The organism is Streptomyces sp. AgN23, assembly GCF_001598115.1.
Taxonomy (GTDB): Bacteria; Actinomycetota; Actinomycetes; order Streptomycetales; family Streptomycetaceae; genus Streptomyces; species Streptomyces antimycoticus.
In genome coordinates, this window is sequence record NZ_CP007153.1 from 695,683 (window position 1) to 714,380 (window position 18,698).

Below are 18,698 nucleotides of genomic sequence, written 5' to 3' on the forward strand. Positions count from 1 at the left end.
CGGCACGGCCCGAACCGTCACCCATCCGCCCGTTCAACCGCTCTGAAGGGCCACACCCCGCCATGACGGACCACTACGCGACCTCATCGGTGTCCGCACCCCAGGATGTCCCGGACCTCCCTCCCGCGGCGTGGAACGCCACGGACCGTGCCGTCTCCCGTGCGCCGCTCGGCGAGCTCTTCGCCGTATGGGCGAGGCGGACCCCCACGGCGCCGGCCCTGGTGGCGGACGACCACGAGTGGTCCTTCGGCGAGGTGGAGCGCTGGGCGAACCGGCTGGCCCACCACCTCATCGGGCAGGGTGTGGGGCCGGAGCGGGTGGTGGCCCTGGTCCTGCCCCGCTCGGCCGAACTGGTGGTGGCCGAGCTGGCGGTGGCGAAGGCCGGCGGCGCGTACCTCCCGATCGATCCGGCGCATCCCGAGGAGCGCCGGGCCATGATGCTGGCCGACGCCCGGCCGGTGGCCGTGCTCGACGACCCGGCGCGGATCCGGGAGGTGGCGGCCGGGCCGGGCCCCGATCACGCGCCCGGCCGGGCGGACCTGCTCGGCCCGCTGTTCCCCGAGCATCCCGCGTATGTCATCTACACCTCCGGCTCCACGGGGGTGCCCAAGGGCGTGCTGGTGCCGCACGCCGGTCTGGGGAACTTCTCGGCCGCGACGACGGCCCACTACCGGGTCCGGCCGGGCGACCGGGTGCTGCAGTTCTCCTCGCCGAGCTTCGACGCCTCCGTCCTGGAGCTGTGCTCCTCCCTGCTCGCCGGGGCGGCGCTGGTGGTGCCCCCGGAGGGGCCCCTGCTGGGTGCCGAGCTGGCCACCGTGCTGCGGGAGAAGCGGGTGACCCACGCCCTGATCCCCCCGGCGGCGCTCGCGACCGTGCCCCCGGAGGAACTCCACGACGGGCTGCCCGGCTTCCGCACCCTGATCGTGGGCGCGGAGGTCTGCCCCGCCGGTCTGGTGGACCTGTGGGCGCCCGGGCGGCGGCTGGTCAATTCCTACGGCCCGACGGAGGCCACGGTCGTGGCCACCTGGACGGACGCCCTGGTGGCGGGCTCCGGCGCCCCGCCGATCGGCCGTCCGCTTCCCAACACCCGGGTGTTCGTACTGGACGAGATGGCGCGGCAGGTGCCGGTCGGCGCCACGGGAGAGCTCTGCGTCAGCGGCGCGGGCCTGGCCCGCGGCTATCTCGACCGGCCGGGGCTGACCGCCGAGCGCTTCACCGCCTGCCCCTTCGGACCGCCCGGCTCCCGGATGTACCGCACCGGCGATCTGGTCCGCTGGAACGCCGACGGGAACCTGGAATTCCTCGGCCGGGCCGACCACCAGGTCAAGATACGCGGCTTCCGCATCGAACTGGGCGAGGTGGAGGCCGCGTTGGCCCGCCACCCCCAGGTGGGCACGGCCGTGGTCACCGTACGGGAGGACGAGCCCGGGCAGAAGCGGCTGGTCGCCTATGTGGTGCCGCCCAGCGGCGGGACCCCGCCGAAGGCCGCGGAGGTGCGCGCCGCGGCGGCCCGGGTGCTGCCGGCGCATATGGTGCCGTCCGCCTATGTGGTGCTGGACGCGTTTCCCCTCACCCCGCACCGCAAGATCGACCGGCAGGCGCTGCCCGCCCCGCGCTCCGCGCCGGACGGCCACTCCCGCCAGGTCGCCCCGCGCACCCCCGCCGAGGAGGCCCTGGCCCGCATCTGGTCCGAGGTGCTGCCGGTGGACACGGTGGGTGTGGAGGACGACTTCCTCGGCCTGGGCGGCGACTCCATCCTCGGAGTGCGGCTGCTGACCCGCGTCCGGGCCGAACTGGGCGTGGAGCTCTCGCTGCGCGACCTGCTCGACGCCAGGACGGTGGCGCGGCTGGCCGGCCGGCTGCCCGCCGGGCCCGCCTGCGGGCCCGGCGGGCCGGAGGAGCCGATCCCGCCCGCGCCGCGCGACCGTCCGCTGCCGCTGTCCTCCGCCCAGCGGCGGCTGTGGTTCCTGGACGATCTGACCTCCGGCGGCACCGAGTACAACACCGGGGCCGGGCTGCGGCTCGACGGCCCGCTGGACGCGGCCGCGCTGCGCCGGGCGCTGGACCGGCTCGCCGCCCGCCATGACGCCCTGCGCACCACCTTCGCCACCGTGGACGGGCACGGGGTGCAGCAGGTGGCCGCGCACGGGACCGTACCGCTGGACCGGGCCGACCTCGGCGGGCATCCGCCGCGAGAGCGCGCCGAGGCGCTCGACCGCACCCTGACCGGCGAGCTGAACCGCCCCTACGACCTGCGACAGGGGCCGCTGACCAGGGCGCTGCTGATCCGGCTCGCCGACCAGGAGCACATCCTGCTGCTGGCGCAGCATCACATCGTCACCGACGGCTGGTCGGTCGGGGTGCTGGTACGCGAGCTGGCCGCGCTCTACGCCGCCGAGGTGTCCGGAACCGCCGCCGCGCTCCCCGAACCCGCCCTGCAGTACCCGGACTTCGCCGTGTGGGAGCGCGGCCGTCCCGCCTCCCCCCGGGAGGACGCCGATCTGGAGTACTGGCGGGGCCGGCTGGCCGGGATGCAGACGCTGGAGCTGCCCACCGACCGCCCGCGCCCGCCGGTGCGCACCACGGCGGGCGAGGTGCACCGCCGTGAGCTGCCCGCCGAGCTGGTGGCGGGGCTGACCCGGCTCGGCAGAGAGCGGGACACCACGCTGTTCACGCTGCTCGCGTCCGCCGTGGCGGTGCTGTTCTCCCGCTACTCGGGCCAGCGGGACATCGCCTTCGGCACCGTCACCGCCGGACGCCACCGCAAGGAGCTGGAGTCGGTCGCCGGATTCTTCGTCAACACCCTGGTGCTGCGCGCCGATGTCGACGGGGACAGCACGGTCGAGCGGTTCCTGGACGCGATGCGCGAGACGGTGCTGGACGCCTTCGGCCATGACCGGCTGCCGTTCGAGCGGGTCGTCGAGGAGCTGGCCCCGCGCCGCGACCCCAGCCGCAATCCGCTGGTGCAGGCGCTGGTGGTGCAGCAGAGCGCCATGGTGCCCGCCCAGGAGGCGGGGGGTGTGCGGATCAGCGAGCACTCCCTGCCGCGCCCGGCCGCGCGGTTCGATCTGGTGCTGGAGTTCCTGCCCCGCGACGACGGTTCGCTGGGGCTGACCGTCGAGTTCAACTCCGATCTGTTCGACGCGGCCACGATCGAGCGGATGGCCGGGCATCTGCACCGGCTGCTGACCGCCATGGTGGCCGATCCGGGCGCCACCCTGGTCTGCTTGGGGATGCTGGCCGACGCCGAGTGGCATGCGATGCTCGACGCCTGGAACGGGCCGGAGCAGACCGCGATCGAGGCCACGCTGCCCGATCTCTTCGCCGCCCAGGTGGTGCGGCGACCGGCCGCCACCGCCGTGACCTGCCAGGACACCAGCCTCTCCTACGACGAGGTGAACCGGCGCGCCAACCGGCTGGCGCGACTGCTCATCGCCCGGGGCGCCGGTCCCGAACGGCTGGTGGCCCTCGCCCTGCCGCGCTCGGCCGAGCTCGTCGTCGTCCTGCTGGCGGTGCTCAAGGCGGGCGCCGGATATCTGCCGGTGGACCCCGGTTATCCGGCCGAGCGCATCGCGTTCATGCTGGAGGACGCCGCCCCCTCGACCGTCCTCACCACCACCGGGGCGGCCGGCTGCCTGCCCGCGGACGCCGAACCGCTGATGCTGGACGACCCGGCGGTCCGCGCCGAGTGGGACGGGCTCACCGACGGCGACATCACCGACGGGGAGCGGATCCGTCCGCTGGACCCGGCCCATCCCGCGTATGTCATCTACACCTCCGGATCGACCGGCCGGCCCAAGGGCGTGGTGGCCACCCACCGCGGCGTGGCGGAGCTCGCGGCCTGGGCCGAGGCGGAGCTGGGTCGTGAGCGGCTGACCGACGTGGTGGCCTCGACCTCGCTCAACTTCGATGTGTCGGTCTTCGAACTCCTCTGCCCGCTGCTGGCCGGCGGCAGCGTGGAGGTGGTGCGGGATCTGCTCGCACTCACCGATCCGGGCGGGCGGCCGCGTGCGCGGGGGCTGCTCAGCGGGGTGCCCTCGGTGTTCTCCCGGCTTCTGGGCGAGGACTCCCCAGCGGTCCGGGCCCGGACCGTCGTCCTGGCGGGCGAGGCACTGCCCGCCCAGACCGTACGGGACATCCGGGAGGCCATGCCGTCCTGCCGGATCGCCAATCTGTACGGCCCTACCGAGGCCACGGTGTACGCCACCGCCTGGTTCTGCGACGGCCAGGCGCCGTCGCAGGCCCCACCGATCGGCCGCCCGGTCGCGGGCGCCCGCGCGTATGTCCTGGACCCGACGCTCCGGCTGGTGCCGCCCGGGGTGACCGGTGAGCTGTATCTGGGCGGGCAGGGCCTGGCCCGGGGCTATCTGAGGCGGCCCGGGCTGACCGCCCACCGCTTTCTCGCGGACCCCTTCGGGCGACCCGGCAGCCGGATGTACCGCACCGGTGACCTGGTCCGCTGGAACGGCGAGGGCCGGCTGGAGTACCTGGGCCGGGCCGATGACCAGGTGAAGATCCGCGGCTTCCGGATCGAACTGGGCGAGGTGGAGACGGCGCTGCTGCGCCACCCTGACATCGCCGAGGCGGCCGCGGTCGCCCGGGAGGCGGACGGTCATACCCGGCTGATCGCCTATGTGGTGGCCGCGGCGGGCGCCGCACCGGATCCGGCGGGGCTGCGGCGGTTCCTGCGGCGTTCACTGCCCGACTACATGGTGCCCGCCTCGGTCGTCGTCCTGGAGCGGATGCCGCTGAGCCCCAACGGCAAGCTGGACCGCGGCCGGCTCCCCGAGCCGGACTGGGCCGAGGCCGCGGCACCGGGCTATGTGGCGCCCCGCACCGCCACCGAGCGGACCCTGGCGGCGGTCTGGGCCCGCGTCCTGCGGGTGGAGCGCGTGGGGGTGGAGGACAACTTCTTCTCCCTCGGCGGCGATTCGATCCTCAGCATCCAGCTGGTCTCCCAGGCACGGCAGGCCGGGCTCGCCGTCACCTCCCGCGATGTCTACCGCCACCAGACGGTCGCCGCGCTGGCCCTGCATCTGGACACCACCACGGCCCCGGCCGGGCCGCCCGGCTGCGACGGGGACGAGACGGCCACCGGGGAACTCCCGCTGACCCCCATTCAGCACTGGCTGTTCACCACCGACCCCGAGCGGGCCGGCCACTTCAACCAGACCATCTCCCTGGTGCTGCCCGAGGACGTGGACGAGGACGCGCTGCGGCACGCCGTGGACGCGCTGGTGGCACACCATGACGCCCTGCGCTCCCGGTTCCACCGCCGAGACGACGGCTGGCACCAGCGGATCGAGGACGCGGCGGCGGTCCGCGTACCGCTGACGACCGGCGGCGGCGCGCATCTGGGCCGCTTCGACCTGGCCGGGGAGCCGCTGCTGCGCGCGGTGCTCGACCGGGACGCCGGGCCGCGCCCGGTGCTCCATCTCACCGTCCACCACGCCGTCGTGGACGGGGTGTCCTGGCGCGTCCTCCTGGAGGACCTCGACAGCGCCTACCGGCGGGCGGCCCGGGACGAGGGACCCGGACTTCCCGCGAAGTCCTCCCCGCTGCGCCGTTGGGCGCTGCGGCTCACCGCCCATGGGGCCGAGGGCGGGTTCGCCGACGAGGAGGCGTACTGGACCGGCCTGGCAGCGGCCTGCGACCCCTCGCTGCCGATGGACCTTCAGGGGCCGAACACCTACGCCTCGGCCCGGTCGGTCACCTTCCGGCTCGGCCCGGAGGAGACCACCGCACTGCTCCAGACGCTGCCCGAGGTCTACCGGACGCAGGTCAACGATGTGCTGCTGAGCGCGCTGAGCCGGGTGCTGCACCGCTGGACCGGGCGCGCCCGGGTGCCGGTGGACGTGGAGGGCCATGGCCGCGAGGAGCTCTTCGCCGACCTGGATCTGTCCCGTACGGTCGGCTGGTTCACCACCCGCTTCCCGGTGGCGCTCGACCTCCCGGACGGCGGCTGGGGCGCGGTCCTCAAGTCGGTCAAGGAGCAGATGCGGGCCGTGCCACGGCGTGGTCTGGGCTACGGCGTGCGGCGCCATCTGCTCGATGGCGGGGGCCTTCCCGACGGCCCCACCGCCGGGATCAGCTTCAACTACCTCGGCCGGTTCGAGGCGCCGGGCGGTGGCGACGGGCTCTTCCGCGGTCTCCACCGGGAGCTGGCCCTGGACGCCGACCCGGCCTCGCCGCGCCCGCATCCGCTGGAGGTGGTGGGCCGGGCCTGGGGGGACGACCTGGAGTTCACCTGGTTCTACTCCGCGCATCTGCACCGGGAGGAGACGGTCGCCCGGCTCGCCGGGGAGTTCCGCGAGGCGCTGTGCGAGATCGCCCGGCACGGCAGCGCGCCAGGGGCGGGCGGCCGCACCCCGTCCGACTTCCCGCTCGCCGCCCTCGACCAGCCGGCCGTGGACCGGCTGGCGGGGAACGGCGGCACGGTGGAGGACATCTACCCGCTCACCCCCACCCAGGCGGGCATGCTGTTCCACGGCCTGGCCCAGGACGACCGGCGCGCCTACTTCCAGCAGCTCAGCTTCGTCCTCGACGGGGTGCCCGATCCGGCGGCGCTGGCCGTGGCCTGGCAGCAGGTCGCCGACCGTACGCAGGTGTTGCGCGCCCGCGTGGTGTGGGAGGGGGTACCGGAGCCGGTCCAGGTGGTGGAGCGCGGGGTGCGGATTCCGGTGAGCCTGCTCGACTGGCGCCGGCTGCCCGGGCCGGACGAGCGCCGGGAGGAGCTGCGCAGGTTCCTCGCCGAGGACCGGGAGCGCGGTCTCGACCTGGCCGCCGCCCCGCTGACACGGCTGGCGCTGGCCCGGCTGTCGGCCACCGAGGTCCAGGTGGTGTGGACGTTCCACCATCTGATCCTGGACGGCTGGAGCCTCTTCCAGGTGCTCTCCGATGTCTTCCACTGCCATGCGCGGGCGCGTGACGGGGCGTCCGGCACGGCCCTGACCACCGGTCTGCCCGGCCGCCGCCCGTTCAGCGACTATGTGGCGTGGCTGCGGGAGCGCGACGGGGCCCTGGCCGAGGAGCACTGGCGGGCCCGGCTCGGCGACCTCACGGAGTCGACCCCGCTGCCGTACGACAGGGAGCCCACCGAGACCCATCACGCCGAGTCCACCGAGGACATCCGGCTCACCCTGCCCGCCGCCACCACCGGCCGCCTTCAGGAGCTGGCCCGGGGCGAGGGGCTCACCCTGAACACCGTGGTGCAGGGCGCCTGGGCGCTGCTGCTGGCCCGTCAGTCCGGGCGCGAGGACATCGTCTTCGGGACCACGGTGTCCGGACGGCCGCCGGAGCTGCCGGGGGTGGAGACGATGAACGGGCTGTTCATCACCACCGTGCCGACCCGCCTCACGGTGCCGGCCGGCTCCACCCTGCTGTCCTGGCTGAGCGCGGTGCAGGCCGGGCAGACCGAGGACCGGCGGTTCGACTTCGTACCGCTCACCCGGCTGCGGTCCTGGACCGGTCTGCCCGAGCGGGTGAACCTCTTCGACTCCATCGTGGTCTTCGAGAACTATCCGCTCGGCGACGACCTCGCCGCCGCGCACGGACTCGCCCTGCGCGAGCTGAACGGTGTGGAGACCACCAACTACCCGCTGTCCCTGGTGGTCTACCCCGGCGCTGAGCTGGCGCTGCGCCTCGGCTACGACCCGGCGCTGTTCGATACGGCCACCGCCCGGCGGCTGGCGGAGTATCTGACGGTGCTGCTGACGGCCATGGCCGACGGCCCGGACCGGGCGCCCGCGCGCCTTCCGATGCTCACCTCCGTGCGGCGCCACCAGGTGCTCAAGGAGTGGAACGACACCGCGGTCCCGCTGCCCGAGACCACGGTGGCCGGGCTCTTCGCCGACCGGGTGCGCAGTGCGCCGGACGCGACGGCCCTGGACGGCGAGGCGGGCCCGGTGAGCTACCGGGAGCTGGACGCCCGCGCCAACCGGCTGGCCCACCGGCTCACCGGCCACGGCGTCGGGCCGGAGCGTCCGGTGGCCGTCCTCATGGACCGGTCGGTGGAGCTGGTGGTGGCGCTGCTGGCGGTCGTCAAGGCGGGCGGGGTGTACGTACCGCTGGACACCCGCGCCCCCGAGGACCGGCTGCGGAGCGTGCTGGCGGAGGCGGGCGCCGAGCTGCTGCTGACCGACCGCGCCTGGGAGCGCACGGCGGCGGACATCTCGGACACCGGGCGGACCCTGGTCGTGGAGTCCGGCGACGGCGACGACGGCCCGTCCGAGCCGCCGAGCGTGGCACTCTCCCCCGACAACGCCCTGTATCTGATGTTCACTTCGGGCTCCACCGGGCGGCCCAAGGGGGTCGCGGTGCGCCACCGCGATGTGACCGCCCTCGTCGCGGACCGTGCCTTCGCGGGCCACGACCGGGTGCTGGTGCACTCGCCCCAGGCGTTCGACGCCTCGACGTACGAGCTGTGGGTGCCGCTGCTGCGCGGCGGCCGGGCCGTGCTGGCGCCCGCCGGGGACGTGGACGCGGACACGGTGCGCCGGGCCATCGCGGAGCACGGGGTGAGCTGCCTGTGGCTGACCGCCGGGCTGTTCCGGCTGGTGGCGCAGGAGGCGCCGGAGGCGCTGCGCGGCGCCCGGGAGGTGTGGACCGGCGGTGAGGCGGTGCCCCCCGGGGCGGTGCGCCGGGTGCTCGCGGCCTGCCCGGAGCTGACGGTGGTGGACGGCTACGGGCCCACCGAGACCACGACCTTCGCCACCCGGCGTCCCTTTGGCGCCGGGGAGGAGCTGCCGCGCTCGCTGCCCATCGGGCGGCCGCTGGACAACACCCGGACGTACGTTCTCGACAGCGCCCTCCAGCCCCAGCCGCCCGGCATTCCGGGGGAGTTGTACATCGCGGGCGCCGGGGTGGCCCGCGGCTACCACGGCCGTCCCGGCGCCACCGCCGAGCGGTATGTGGCCGATCCGTTCGGGCCGCCCGGCTCCCGGATGTACCGCACCGGGGACGTCGTGGCCTGGACCGACGACGGTGAACTGCGCTTCCAGGGCCGCGCCGACGACCAGCTGAAGGTCCGGGGCTTCCGCATCGAGCCGGGCGAGATCGAGGCCGCGCTGGCCCGCCACGAGGCCGTGGCGCAGGCGGTCGTCGCGCTCGCCGGCGTGGGCGACCGCACGCTGCTGACCGGCTATGCGGTGCCGGTCCACGGGGGCGAGGTGCCCGGCGCCGGGGAGCTGCGGTCCTTCCTGGGCGGCCTGCTGCCCGACTACATGGTGCCGTCGGCTTTCGTCACCCTCGACGCGCTGCCGCTGACCCGCAACGGCAAGGTGGACCGCCGCAGGCTGCCCGCGCCCGACCCGGACGCGGCCGGGACGGCGGGATATGTGGCGCCCCGTACCGACACCGAGCGGACCCTCGCGCAGATCTGGGGCACGCTGCTGGGCCGGGAGCGGGTCGGCGCCGAGGACAACTTCTTCCATCTGGGCGGGGATTCGATCCTCAGCATCCAGGTGGCCTCCCGCGCCCGGCAGGCGGGGCTGGCCCTCACCCCCCGGGAGCTGTTCCGGCACCCCACGATCGCCTCGCTCGCCACCGTCACCACCCCGGCCCTGGCCCCCGCCGCCGACACCGGGCCGGTGACCGGTGAGGTGCCGCTCACCCCGATCCAGTACTGGTTCTTCGGTATGCGGACCGCCCGGCCCGGCCACTTCAACCAGTCCGTGGTCGTCGAACTCCAACGGGATCCGGACCTCCGCGCACTGCGCGCGGCGCTCGACGCGCTACTGGTCCACCATGACGCGCTGCGGACGCGGTTCGAGCCCGGGGCCACTGGAGGGCCCCGGCAGTACTGCCCGCCCCCGGAGCTGACGGGCCCCGCGCTCTTACGGGAGGACGACCTGTCGGGGCTCGGCGCGCCGGAGCGGCGGGCCGCCGAGGACGAGGCGATGGCGGAGGCGCAGGCCGGATTCGACCTGGCCCGGGGTCCACTGCTGGCCGCGCGGCTGTTCCACCACGGAGACGGGCAGCGGCCTACGCTCTTCCTGACCGCCCACCACCTCGTGGTCGACGGCGTCTCCTGGCGGGTGCTGCTGGAGGATCTGAACACCGCGTACCAGCAGCTGCTCACGGGCCGGCGGGCCGACCTCGGCCCGCGCACCACCTCCGTGCGGGACTGGTCCCACAAGCTGACCGAGCACACCGCCACCGGCGGCTTCGACGCCGAACTCCCCCACTGGCGGGCGGTGTCCGCGGAGTGCGCCATCGGGCTGCCCGTGGACGGCGAGGGCGACAACACGGTGGCGTCCATGGCCGAGGTCACCGTCCGGCTGGACCGGGAACGCACCGACGCGCTGCTGCGGCAGGTTCCCGAGGTCTACCGCACCCGCGTGGACGATGTGCTGCTCGCGGCGCTGGGCCGGGTGCTCGGCGACTGGACCGGACGGCGCCGGGTCGCTGTGGACCTGGAGGGCCACGGCCGGGAGGAGCATCTGCTGGACGGGGTGGACCTGTCCCGCACCGTCGGCTGGTTCACCAGCCTGTATCCGGTCGCCCTGGACCTTGCCGAGGGCGGCTGGGGCGAGACGCTCAAGTCCGTCAAGGAGCAGCTGCGGGCCGTCCCGGCACGCGGTATCGGCTATGGCGCGCTGCGCCATCTCGGCCCCGCATCGGGGCTCCGGGGCGCGGCGGAGCCCGGCATCAGCTTCAACTACCTCGGCCAGTTCGACTGGTCGACCACGGCCGAGGACACCGAGGACTCCGGTCTCGTCCGCACCGTACGGGACGGTCTGGGCGGTGACGCCGCGCCCGACACCGTCCGGGCCCATCTGCTGGACGTCGTGGGCCGGGTGGAGCGGCGGTGCCTGGAGATCACCTGGTACTACGGTTCCGGGACGCACACCGAGGAGACGGTGGCCGGGCTGGCGCGGGGGATGCTCCGCGCGCTGGAGGAGATCATCGGCCACTGCGCCGACCCCGCGGCGGGCGGCCGCACCCCGTCCGACTTCCCGCTGGCCCGGCTGGACCAGGCCGCGGTGGACCGCATCGCCGGCGACGGCCGGGCGGTCGAGGACATCTATCCGCTGACGCCGACGCAGGCCGGGATGCTCTTCCACGGACTGATGGATCCGGCGGCGGACACCTATGTCAACCAGGTCCAGCTGACCCTGACCGGGGCGCGCGATCCGCAGGCGCTGGCCACCGCGTGGCGGCACACGGTGGACGCCAATCCGATCCTGCGCACCCATCTGGTGTGGGCGGAAACCCCGGAGCCGCTGCAGGTCGTGACGCGCGGGGCGACGCTCCGGATCGTCCACCACGACTGGACGGAGCGGCCCGGGGAGTGGCGCGAGACCGAGCTGCTCCGCATGCTCGCCGAGGACCGGGCCGAGGGGATCGACCTGGCCACGGCGCCGCTGATGCGGCTGGCGCTGATCCGGCTGTCCGCCGACGAGGTCCGGATCGTCTGGACCTTCCACCATGTGCTGCTCGACGGCTGGAGCGCGGCACAGGTCTTCGACGAGGTCTGCGAGCGGTACGCGGCGCTCACCGCGGGCCGGGCGCCGATGGTGCCCGCCCGCCGGCCGTTCCGCGAGTACCTGGGCTGGCTCGGCGAGCAGGACACGGCGGAGGCCGAGCGGTACTGGCGTACGGCGCTGGCGGGGTTCGCCTCGCCCACCGAACTGCCCCGCGACCGGCCCGCGTCGGAGGCGCACCGCTCCGCCTCGTCGGGCTCGCACCGGGTCGCCCTCGGCGCCGAGGAGTCCGCTCTGCTCCGTAGGACGGCACAGCGGGGCGGGCTGACCATGAACACGGTGGTGCAGGGTGCCTGGGCGCTGCTGCTGTCCCGGTACAGCGGGGCCGACGACCTGTGCTTCGGCACCACCGTCTCGGGGCGGCCGGCCGCGCTGCCGGGGGTCGAGTCCATGGTCGGGGTGTTCATCAACACCATCCCCACCCGGGTCCGGGTGGCGGGGCGGAGCAGGCTGCTGGACTGGCTGCGGGAGCTGCAGTCGGCGCAGTCGGAGGCCCGGCTCTTCGAGTCCGTGTCCCTGGCCCAGCTGGGGAGCTGGAGCGAGGTGCCCGGCGGGGTGAGCCTCTTCGACTCCATCGTGGTCTTCGAGAACTACCCGTTCGACAGCGAGGCCATCGCGGCTCACGGCCTGGGCATCCGGCAGGAGCGGGATGTGGAGCCCACCAACTTCGCGCTCAGCGTCGTGGTGGCGCCCGAGGAGCGCCTGTCGATTTCGCTCGACTACGACCCCGCGGCCTTCGACGCGCCGACGATCGAGCGGCTGGGCAGGTATCTGCGCACACTGCTGGAGGAGATGGCGGCCGATCCGGAGCGCCGGCTGGACGAGCTGCCGCTGATCGGCGAGGGCGAGACCCGCGGAATTCTCGACCGCTTCAGCGGCACCGTCACAGCCGCGCCGCACACGGTGCTGCCCGCGCTCTTCGAGGCACAGGCAGCCCGTACCCCGGACGCGGTGGCGGTGCTGGGCGACGGCGGACGGCTGACCTACCGGGAGCTGAACGAGCGCGCCAACCGGCTCGCCCGGCTGCTGATCGGCTCGGGCGCCGGGCCGGAGCGGTTCGTGGCCCTCGCGCTGCCGCGCACCCCGGAGCTGGTGGTGGCCGTGCTGGCGGTGCTCAAGAGCGGGGCGGCCTATCTCCCGGTCGACCCGGCGTATCCGGCGGAGCGGATCGCCTTCATGCTCGGCGACATCGCCCCGGACACGGTGGTGACCGCCGGGGATGTGGCGGACCGCGTCCCCGCCGGGGCGGGCGGCCGGATCCTGCTGGACGACGCGGAGTTCGGCCGACGGCTGGCCGAGCTGTCCGCACGGGACATCCACGACGCCGAGCGGCGCTGCCCGCTGGACCCCGGCCATCCGGCGTACGCCATCCACACCTCGGGGTCGACCGGTACGCCCAAGGGCGTGGTGGTCACCCATGCGAGCGTGGCCGCACTGGCCGCGTGGGCGCGGGAGGAGTTCGGCGCCCAGGGGCTCTCCCATGTGGTGGCCTCGACCTCCCTCAACTTCGATGTGTCGGTCTTCGAGATCCTCTGCCCGCTGCTGGCCGGCGGCGCCGTCGAGATCGTCCGCGACCTGCTCACCCTGGCCGAGGGGACGGAAGCCTGGACGGCGAGCCTGATCAGCGCCGTGCCCTCGGCGCTCGGGCAAGTGCTCGGCAAGGGGTCGGTCTCGGTGACGGCCGGCACGGTGGTGCTGGCGGGCGAGGGGCTCGCCGCCCGCACCGTCCAGGAGGTCCGCGCGGCCATCCCCGGCTGCCGGGTGGCGAACATCTACGGGCCCACCGAGGCGACCGTCTACGCCACCGCCTGGACCTGCGACCCCGCCGATCCCGACCGCACCCCGCCCATCGGCGCCCCGGTCGCCGCCACCCGGGCCTACGCCCTGGACGCGCGGCTGCGGCCGGTGCCGGTCGGTGTGCCGGGCGAGCTGTATCTGGCGGGGCCGGGCCTGGCCCGGGGGTACTTCGGCCGGCCGGGGCTGACCGCGCAGCGGTTCACGGCCGATCCGTTCGGCCCCGCGGGTGGCCGGATGTACCGCACCGGCGACCTGGTCCGCTGGGACGAGCGGGGGCAGCTGGAGTACCTCGGCAGAACCGACGACCAGGTCAAGGTGCGCGGCTTCCGGATCGAACTGGGCGAGGTCGAGGCCGCGCTGGCGCGCCACCCCGATATCGCCGAGGCGGCCGCGGCCGTCGTCGACACCGGCGGTCACAAGCGCCTGGCCGGCTATGTGGTCCAGGTCCCCGGCGCCCCGCCGATGGACACCGCCGCGATCCGCGCCTTCCTCGTCACGAGCCTGCCGGACCATATGGTCCCCTCGGCCCTGGTCGTCCTGGACCGGCTGCCGCTGGGGTCCAGCGGCAAGCTGGACCGGCGTGCGCTGCCCGCGCCCGTCTGGGCGGCCCGTGCCACCGGCCACGTCGAGCCGCGCACGGAGACCGAGAAGGCCCTCGCCGCCATCTGGGCGGAGGTCCTCGGGGTGGAGCGGATCGGCGTGGAGGACAACTACTTCACCCTCGGCGGCGATTCCATCCTCAGCATCCAGATCGTCTCCGCCGCCCGGCGGGCCGGTATCGAGCTGACCCCGCGCCATCTCTTCGTCCACCAGAGCGTGGCGGAGCTGGCCACGGCCGCGCGGAAGGCCCCGGCCACGACGACCGCCCACGAGCAGGACCCGGTCGTCGGGGAGGTGCCGCTGACCCCGATCCAGCACTGGCTCTTCGAGGAACTGGCCCATACGGCAGGGCACTTCACCCAGTCGGTCTCGGCCGAGCTGACCGCGCCGGTGGACGAGCACGCGCTGCGGACCGCACTGTCCACGGTGGTGACCCACCATGACGCCCTGCGGCTGCGCTTCGAGCGGACCGAGGACGGCGCCGTACGCCAGCACAACGCCCCGCCGGAGGACCAGCCGGTGCTGGACCTCCACGAGCTGTCCTCCGTGGCGCCGGGGCGGCGGGACGCGGTGATGCGGGAGACGGCAGCGCGGATACGGGCCGGGTTCGACCTGGCCCGGGGGCCGCTGCTGCACGCGGCGCTCTTCACCCGGGGCGAGGGGGAACGCCCGGTACTGCTGCTGACGGCCCACCATCTGGTGGTCGACGCCGTCTCCTGGCGCATCGTGCTGGAGGACCTGGACACCGCCTACCGGCGGATCGCCGCGGGCCGGACGGTGGAACCGGGCGCCAAGACCACGTCGTTCCGCACCTGGGCACGGCGCCTGAGCGAGTACACCGCCGCCGGGGGCTTCGACGCCGAGCGCGACCACTGGGCGGCCACCCACGGCTGCACCGACCTGCCCACGGACGGCGACGGCCCCAACACCGCGGCCTCCGAGGAGGAGGTGACCGTCCGGCTCGGCGTCGAGGAGACCCGTCTGCTGCTGCAGGAGGTGCCGGGCGCGTACCGGACCCGGGTCAATGACGTCCTGCTCTGCGCCCTGGGACGGGTGCTGGCCCGCTGGACCGGCCGGGACCGGGTGGCGGTGACCCTGGAGGGGCACGGCCGGGAGGAGATCTTCGAGGACGTCGATCTGTCCCGTACGGTCGGCTGGTTCACCAGCATGTACCCCGTCGCGCTGGAGACACCCGCCGGCTGGGGGCTGGAGCGGACGCTGAAGGCGGTCAAGGAGCGGCTGCGCGCGATCCCCGGAAACGGCCTGGGCTACGGCGCGCTGCGCCATCTGTCCGGCGGGGCCGCCGCCGGCCTCCCCGCCGCCCCGAAGATCAGCTTCAACTACCTCGGGCAGCAGGACTGGGAGCCGCCCGCGGCGGATGGTCTGCTGCACGCCCTGACCGGTGGGCTGGAGGGCGATATGAGCCCCGAGGCGGACCGGCCACATCTCCTTGATGTGATCGGCCGGGTGACGGACCGCCGGCTCGAACTCAGCTGGTCCTACTCCCGGTCGCGGCACCGGCGCGCCACCGTGCGCCGGCTCGCCGAGGAGATGGTGGAGGAGCTGCGGGCCATCGTGCGGCTGTGCACCCGCCCCGATACGGGTGGGCGGACGCCCTCGGACTTCCCGCTGGCCGCGCTGGACCAGGCGACCGTCGACCGGCTGGCGGGCGACGGCCGGGACGTGGCCGATATCCATCCGCTGACCCCGACCCAGTCCGGGCTGCTCTTCCACGCACTGGCCCAGCGGGACCAAGGGCTCTATGTGGAGCAGGCGACGTTCGTCCTGGACGGGGTCGCCGACTCCCGGGTGCTGGCGGCCGCTTGGCAGCATGTCGTGGACCGCACCCCGGTGCTGCGCGGCGAGGTGGTGGTGCACGATGTGGCCGAGCCGCTGATGGTCGTGCGCCGCAGCGCGGTCGTACCGGTCGAGGAGCTGGACTGGACCGGCCTCACGGAGGACGAGCGCACGGCCGCGCTGGAGCGGCTGCTGGATCAGGACCGCGCCCGTGGGGTCCATCTCGCCGCGACCCCGCTGCTCCGCGTCACCCTGGCCCGGCTCTCGCCCGGTGAGGTGCGGGTGCTGTGGACCTTCCACCATGTGCTGCTGGATGGATGGAGCGTCTTCCAGGTGCTCGGCGACGTCTTCGCCGCCCATGCCGCCCTGGCCGCCGGTGAGCAGCCGAGGCTGCAAGCCCGCAGGCCGTTCGCGGACTATGTCGCCTGGCTCGGCCGTCAGGACCACACGCGCGCCGAGGCGCACTGGCGGCGGGCCCTGGAGGGGTTCACCGCTCCCACTCCCCTCCCCTATGACCGCAGGCCGACGCCGGAGATCGCGACCCGGTCCTCGCGCTGGCTGTCGCAGCGACTCGGTGAGCAGGACACCGCGGCCCTCCAGGACTTCGCCCGGCGGCACCGGCTCACCATGAATACGATCGTCCAGGGCGCTTGGGCGTTGCTCGTATCCCGCTTGAGCGGCGAATCGGACGTCTGCTTCGGGACGACGGTCTCCGGGCGGCCGGCGGAGCTGCCCGGTGCGGACGACATCACCGGCATCTTCATCAACACCCTCCCGGTGCGGTGCGCGGTGCCGGGCGCCGCCGGGACCGCGGCCTGGCTGCGGGAGCTCCAGGCCGGGCAGGCGGACGCGCGCGGCTTCGGCCATGTGCCGCTGTCCGAGCTGCGGGGCTGGAGCGAACTCCCGGCCGGGGTGGACCTCTTCGAGAGCCTGGTGGTGTTCGAGAACTACCCCATCAACAGCGCCGCCGCGGCCGAGCACGGACTGCGGGTGCGCGATCTGAACGCCCTGGAATCCACCAACTACGCGCTGACCGTGGTGGTCTCGCCCGGATCCGAACTGTCCGTGGAACTCGGCTACGATCCGCGGCTGTTCGAGGAGGCCACCGCCGAGGCGCTGGCGGACCGGCTCACCCATCTCCTCGGCGCGCTGGCCGCGGCCCCCGACGAGCTGCCGCTGGACCACGTCGATGTCCTCCCGGCCGCCGAGCGCCACCGGCTGCTGGTGGACTGGAACGACACCGCCCGGCACGTGCCCGAGGCGACCTGGGCCGAGCTGTTCGAGGCGGCGGCGGACCGCGGCCCGGACGCGGTGGCGGTGGACTCCCTGCGCCTGCGGCTGACCTACGCGGAGCTGGACGGCCGGGCCAACCGCCTCGCCCACCACCTCATCGGGCAGGGCGTGGGCCCCGGGCGGATCGTCGCGCTGGTGCTGCCCCGGTCGGTGGAGTCCGTCGTCGCCCGGCTCGCGGTGGCCAAGGCCGGGGGCGCCTATCTGCCCATCGATCCCGACTACCCGGCCGAGCGCATCGAGTTGATGCTCAAGGACTCCGCCCCGCATCTCGTGATCGAGCGGGCCGCCGAGGTCCGGGCCCCGGACGGCCCGGCACACCGCCCCACGGACGAGGACCGCCTCGGCGCCGTCCACCCGGACGACCCCGCCTATGTGATCTACACCTCCGGGTCCACCGGAACCCCCAAGGGAGTGATCGTCACCCACCGCGGGATCGCCGGGTTCGCCGCCGCCGAGGCCGAGCACTTCCAGGTGCGGCCGGACGACCGCGTGCTGCAGTTCTCCTCGCCGGGCTTCGACGCCTCCGTGCTGGAGCTGTGCATGGCGCTGCCCTCCGGGGCCGCCCTGGTGGTGCCCGAGCCCGGCCCGCTGCTGGGCGGCCATCTCGCGGAGATCCTGCGGCGGCAGCGGATCACGCACACCCTCGTCCCGCCCGCCGCGCTCGCGACACTGCCCGCCGGCACCGAGCGGGAACTGCCCGACCTGCGGACGCTGATCGTGGGAGGGGACGCCTGCGGGGCGGAACTGGCCGCCCGATGGGCGCCGTATCACCGCATGGTCAACGCGTACGGGCCGACCGAGACCACCGTGGTGGCCACCTGGTCCGAGCCGCTCGACTCCAACGGGGCCCCGCCGCCGATCGGGCGGCCCATCCCCAACACCCGGGTCCGGCTGCTCGACGCGCGGCTGCGCCCGGTGCCGGTGGGTGTACCCGGCGAGCTGTGGATCAGCGGTCCGTCGCTCGCCCGCGGCTATCTGGGCCGCGCCGGGCTGACCGCCTCCCGCTTCCTCGCCGACCCCTTCGGGCCGCCCGGCTCCCGGATGTACCGCACCGGCGACCTCGCCCGCTACGACGCCCAGGGCCGCCTCCACCATCTGGGGCGCGTCGACCACCAGATCAAGCTGCACGGCCATCGCATCGAGGCCGGTGAGGTGGAGACCGCCCTGTGCGGCCACCCCGCCGTCGCGGAGGCCGTGGTGACGGTGCGGGAGGACGAGCCCGGTGTGCGCCGGCTGGTGGCCCATCTGGTCCTCGCGCCCGGGGCCGCCGCCCCGGCCGACACCGAGCTGCGCACCCATTTGGGCCGGACGCTTCCCGGCCCGATGGTCCCGTCGGCGTTCGCCGTGCTGGACCGGCTGCCGCTCACCGAGAACGGCAAGACCGACCGCGCGGCGCTGCCCGCGCCCGGCCCGGCCACCCCCGCCGCACCGGCCGGCCACATCGCCCCGCGCACCCCCACCGAGGAGGTCGTCGCGGAGATCTGGTCGGAGGTGCTGGGGGTGGCGCCGGTCGGCGCGGAGGACGAGTTCTTCGCCCTGGGCGGTGACTCGGTCCGCAGCCTGCTGATCGCCTCCCGGGCCAAGGAGGCGTTCGCCGTCGACCTGACCCCGCGGGACATTCTGACCGCGCGCACCGTCTCCGCCCTCGCCGACTTGGTCGAGGAGCACATTCTGCGCGAACTCGAAGACGCCGCGTCCGGCGGCAGCGACCACGACGACCGGTGAGGA

General features: G+C 74.4%; 1 protein-coding gene. It reads left to right on the forward strand.

The window, feature by feature from the left end; genetic code table 11:
* The first annotated feature begins 62 nt into the window (after positions 1-62).
* A complete protein-coding gene (locus AS97_RS03345) occupies positions 63-18,695 on the forward strand; it encodes a non-ribosomal peptide synthetase (protein ID WP_210564307.1) in 18,633 nt (6,210 codons plus the stop codon).
* Positions 18,696-18,698: the final 3 nt, after the last annotated feature.

What these genes read in the sequence shown, in the direction of transcription:
- AS97_RS03345 (WP_210564307.1), top strand. Translation starts at nt 63, where the DNA reads ATGACGGACCACTACGCGACCTCATCGGTGTCCGCACCCCAGGATGTC.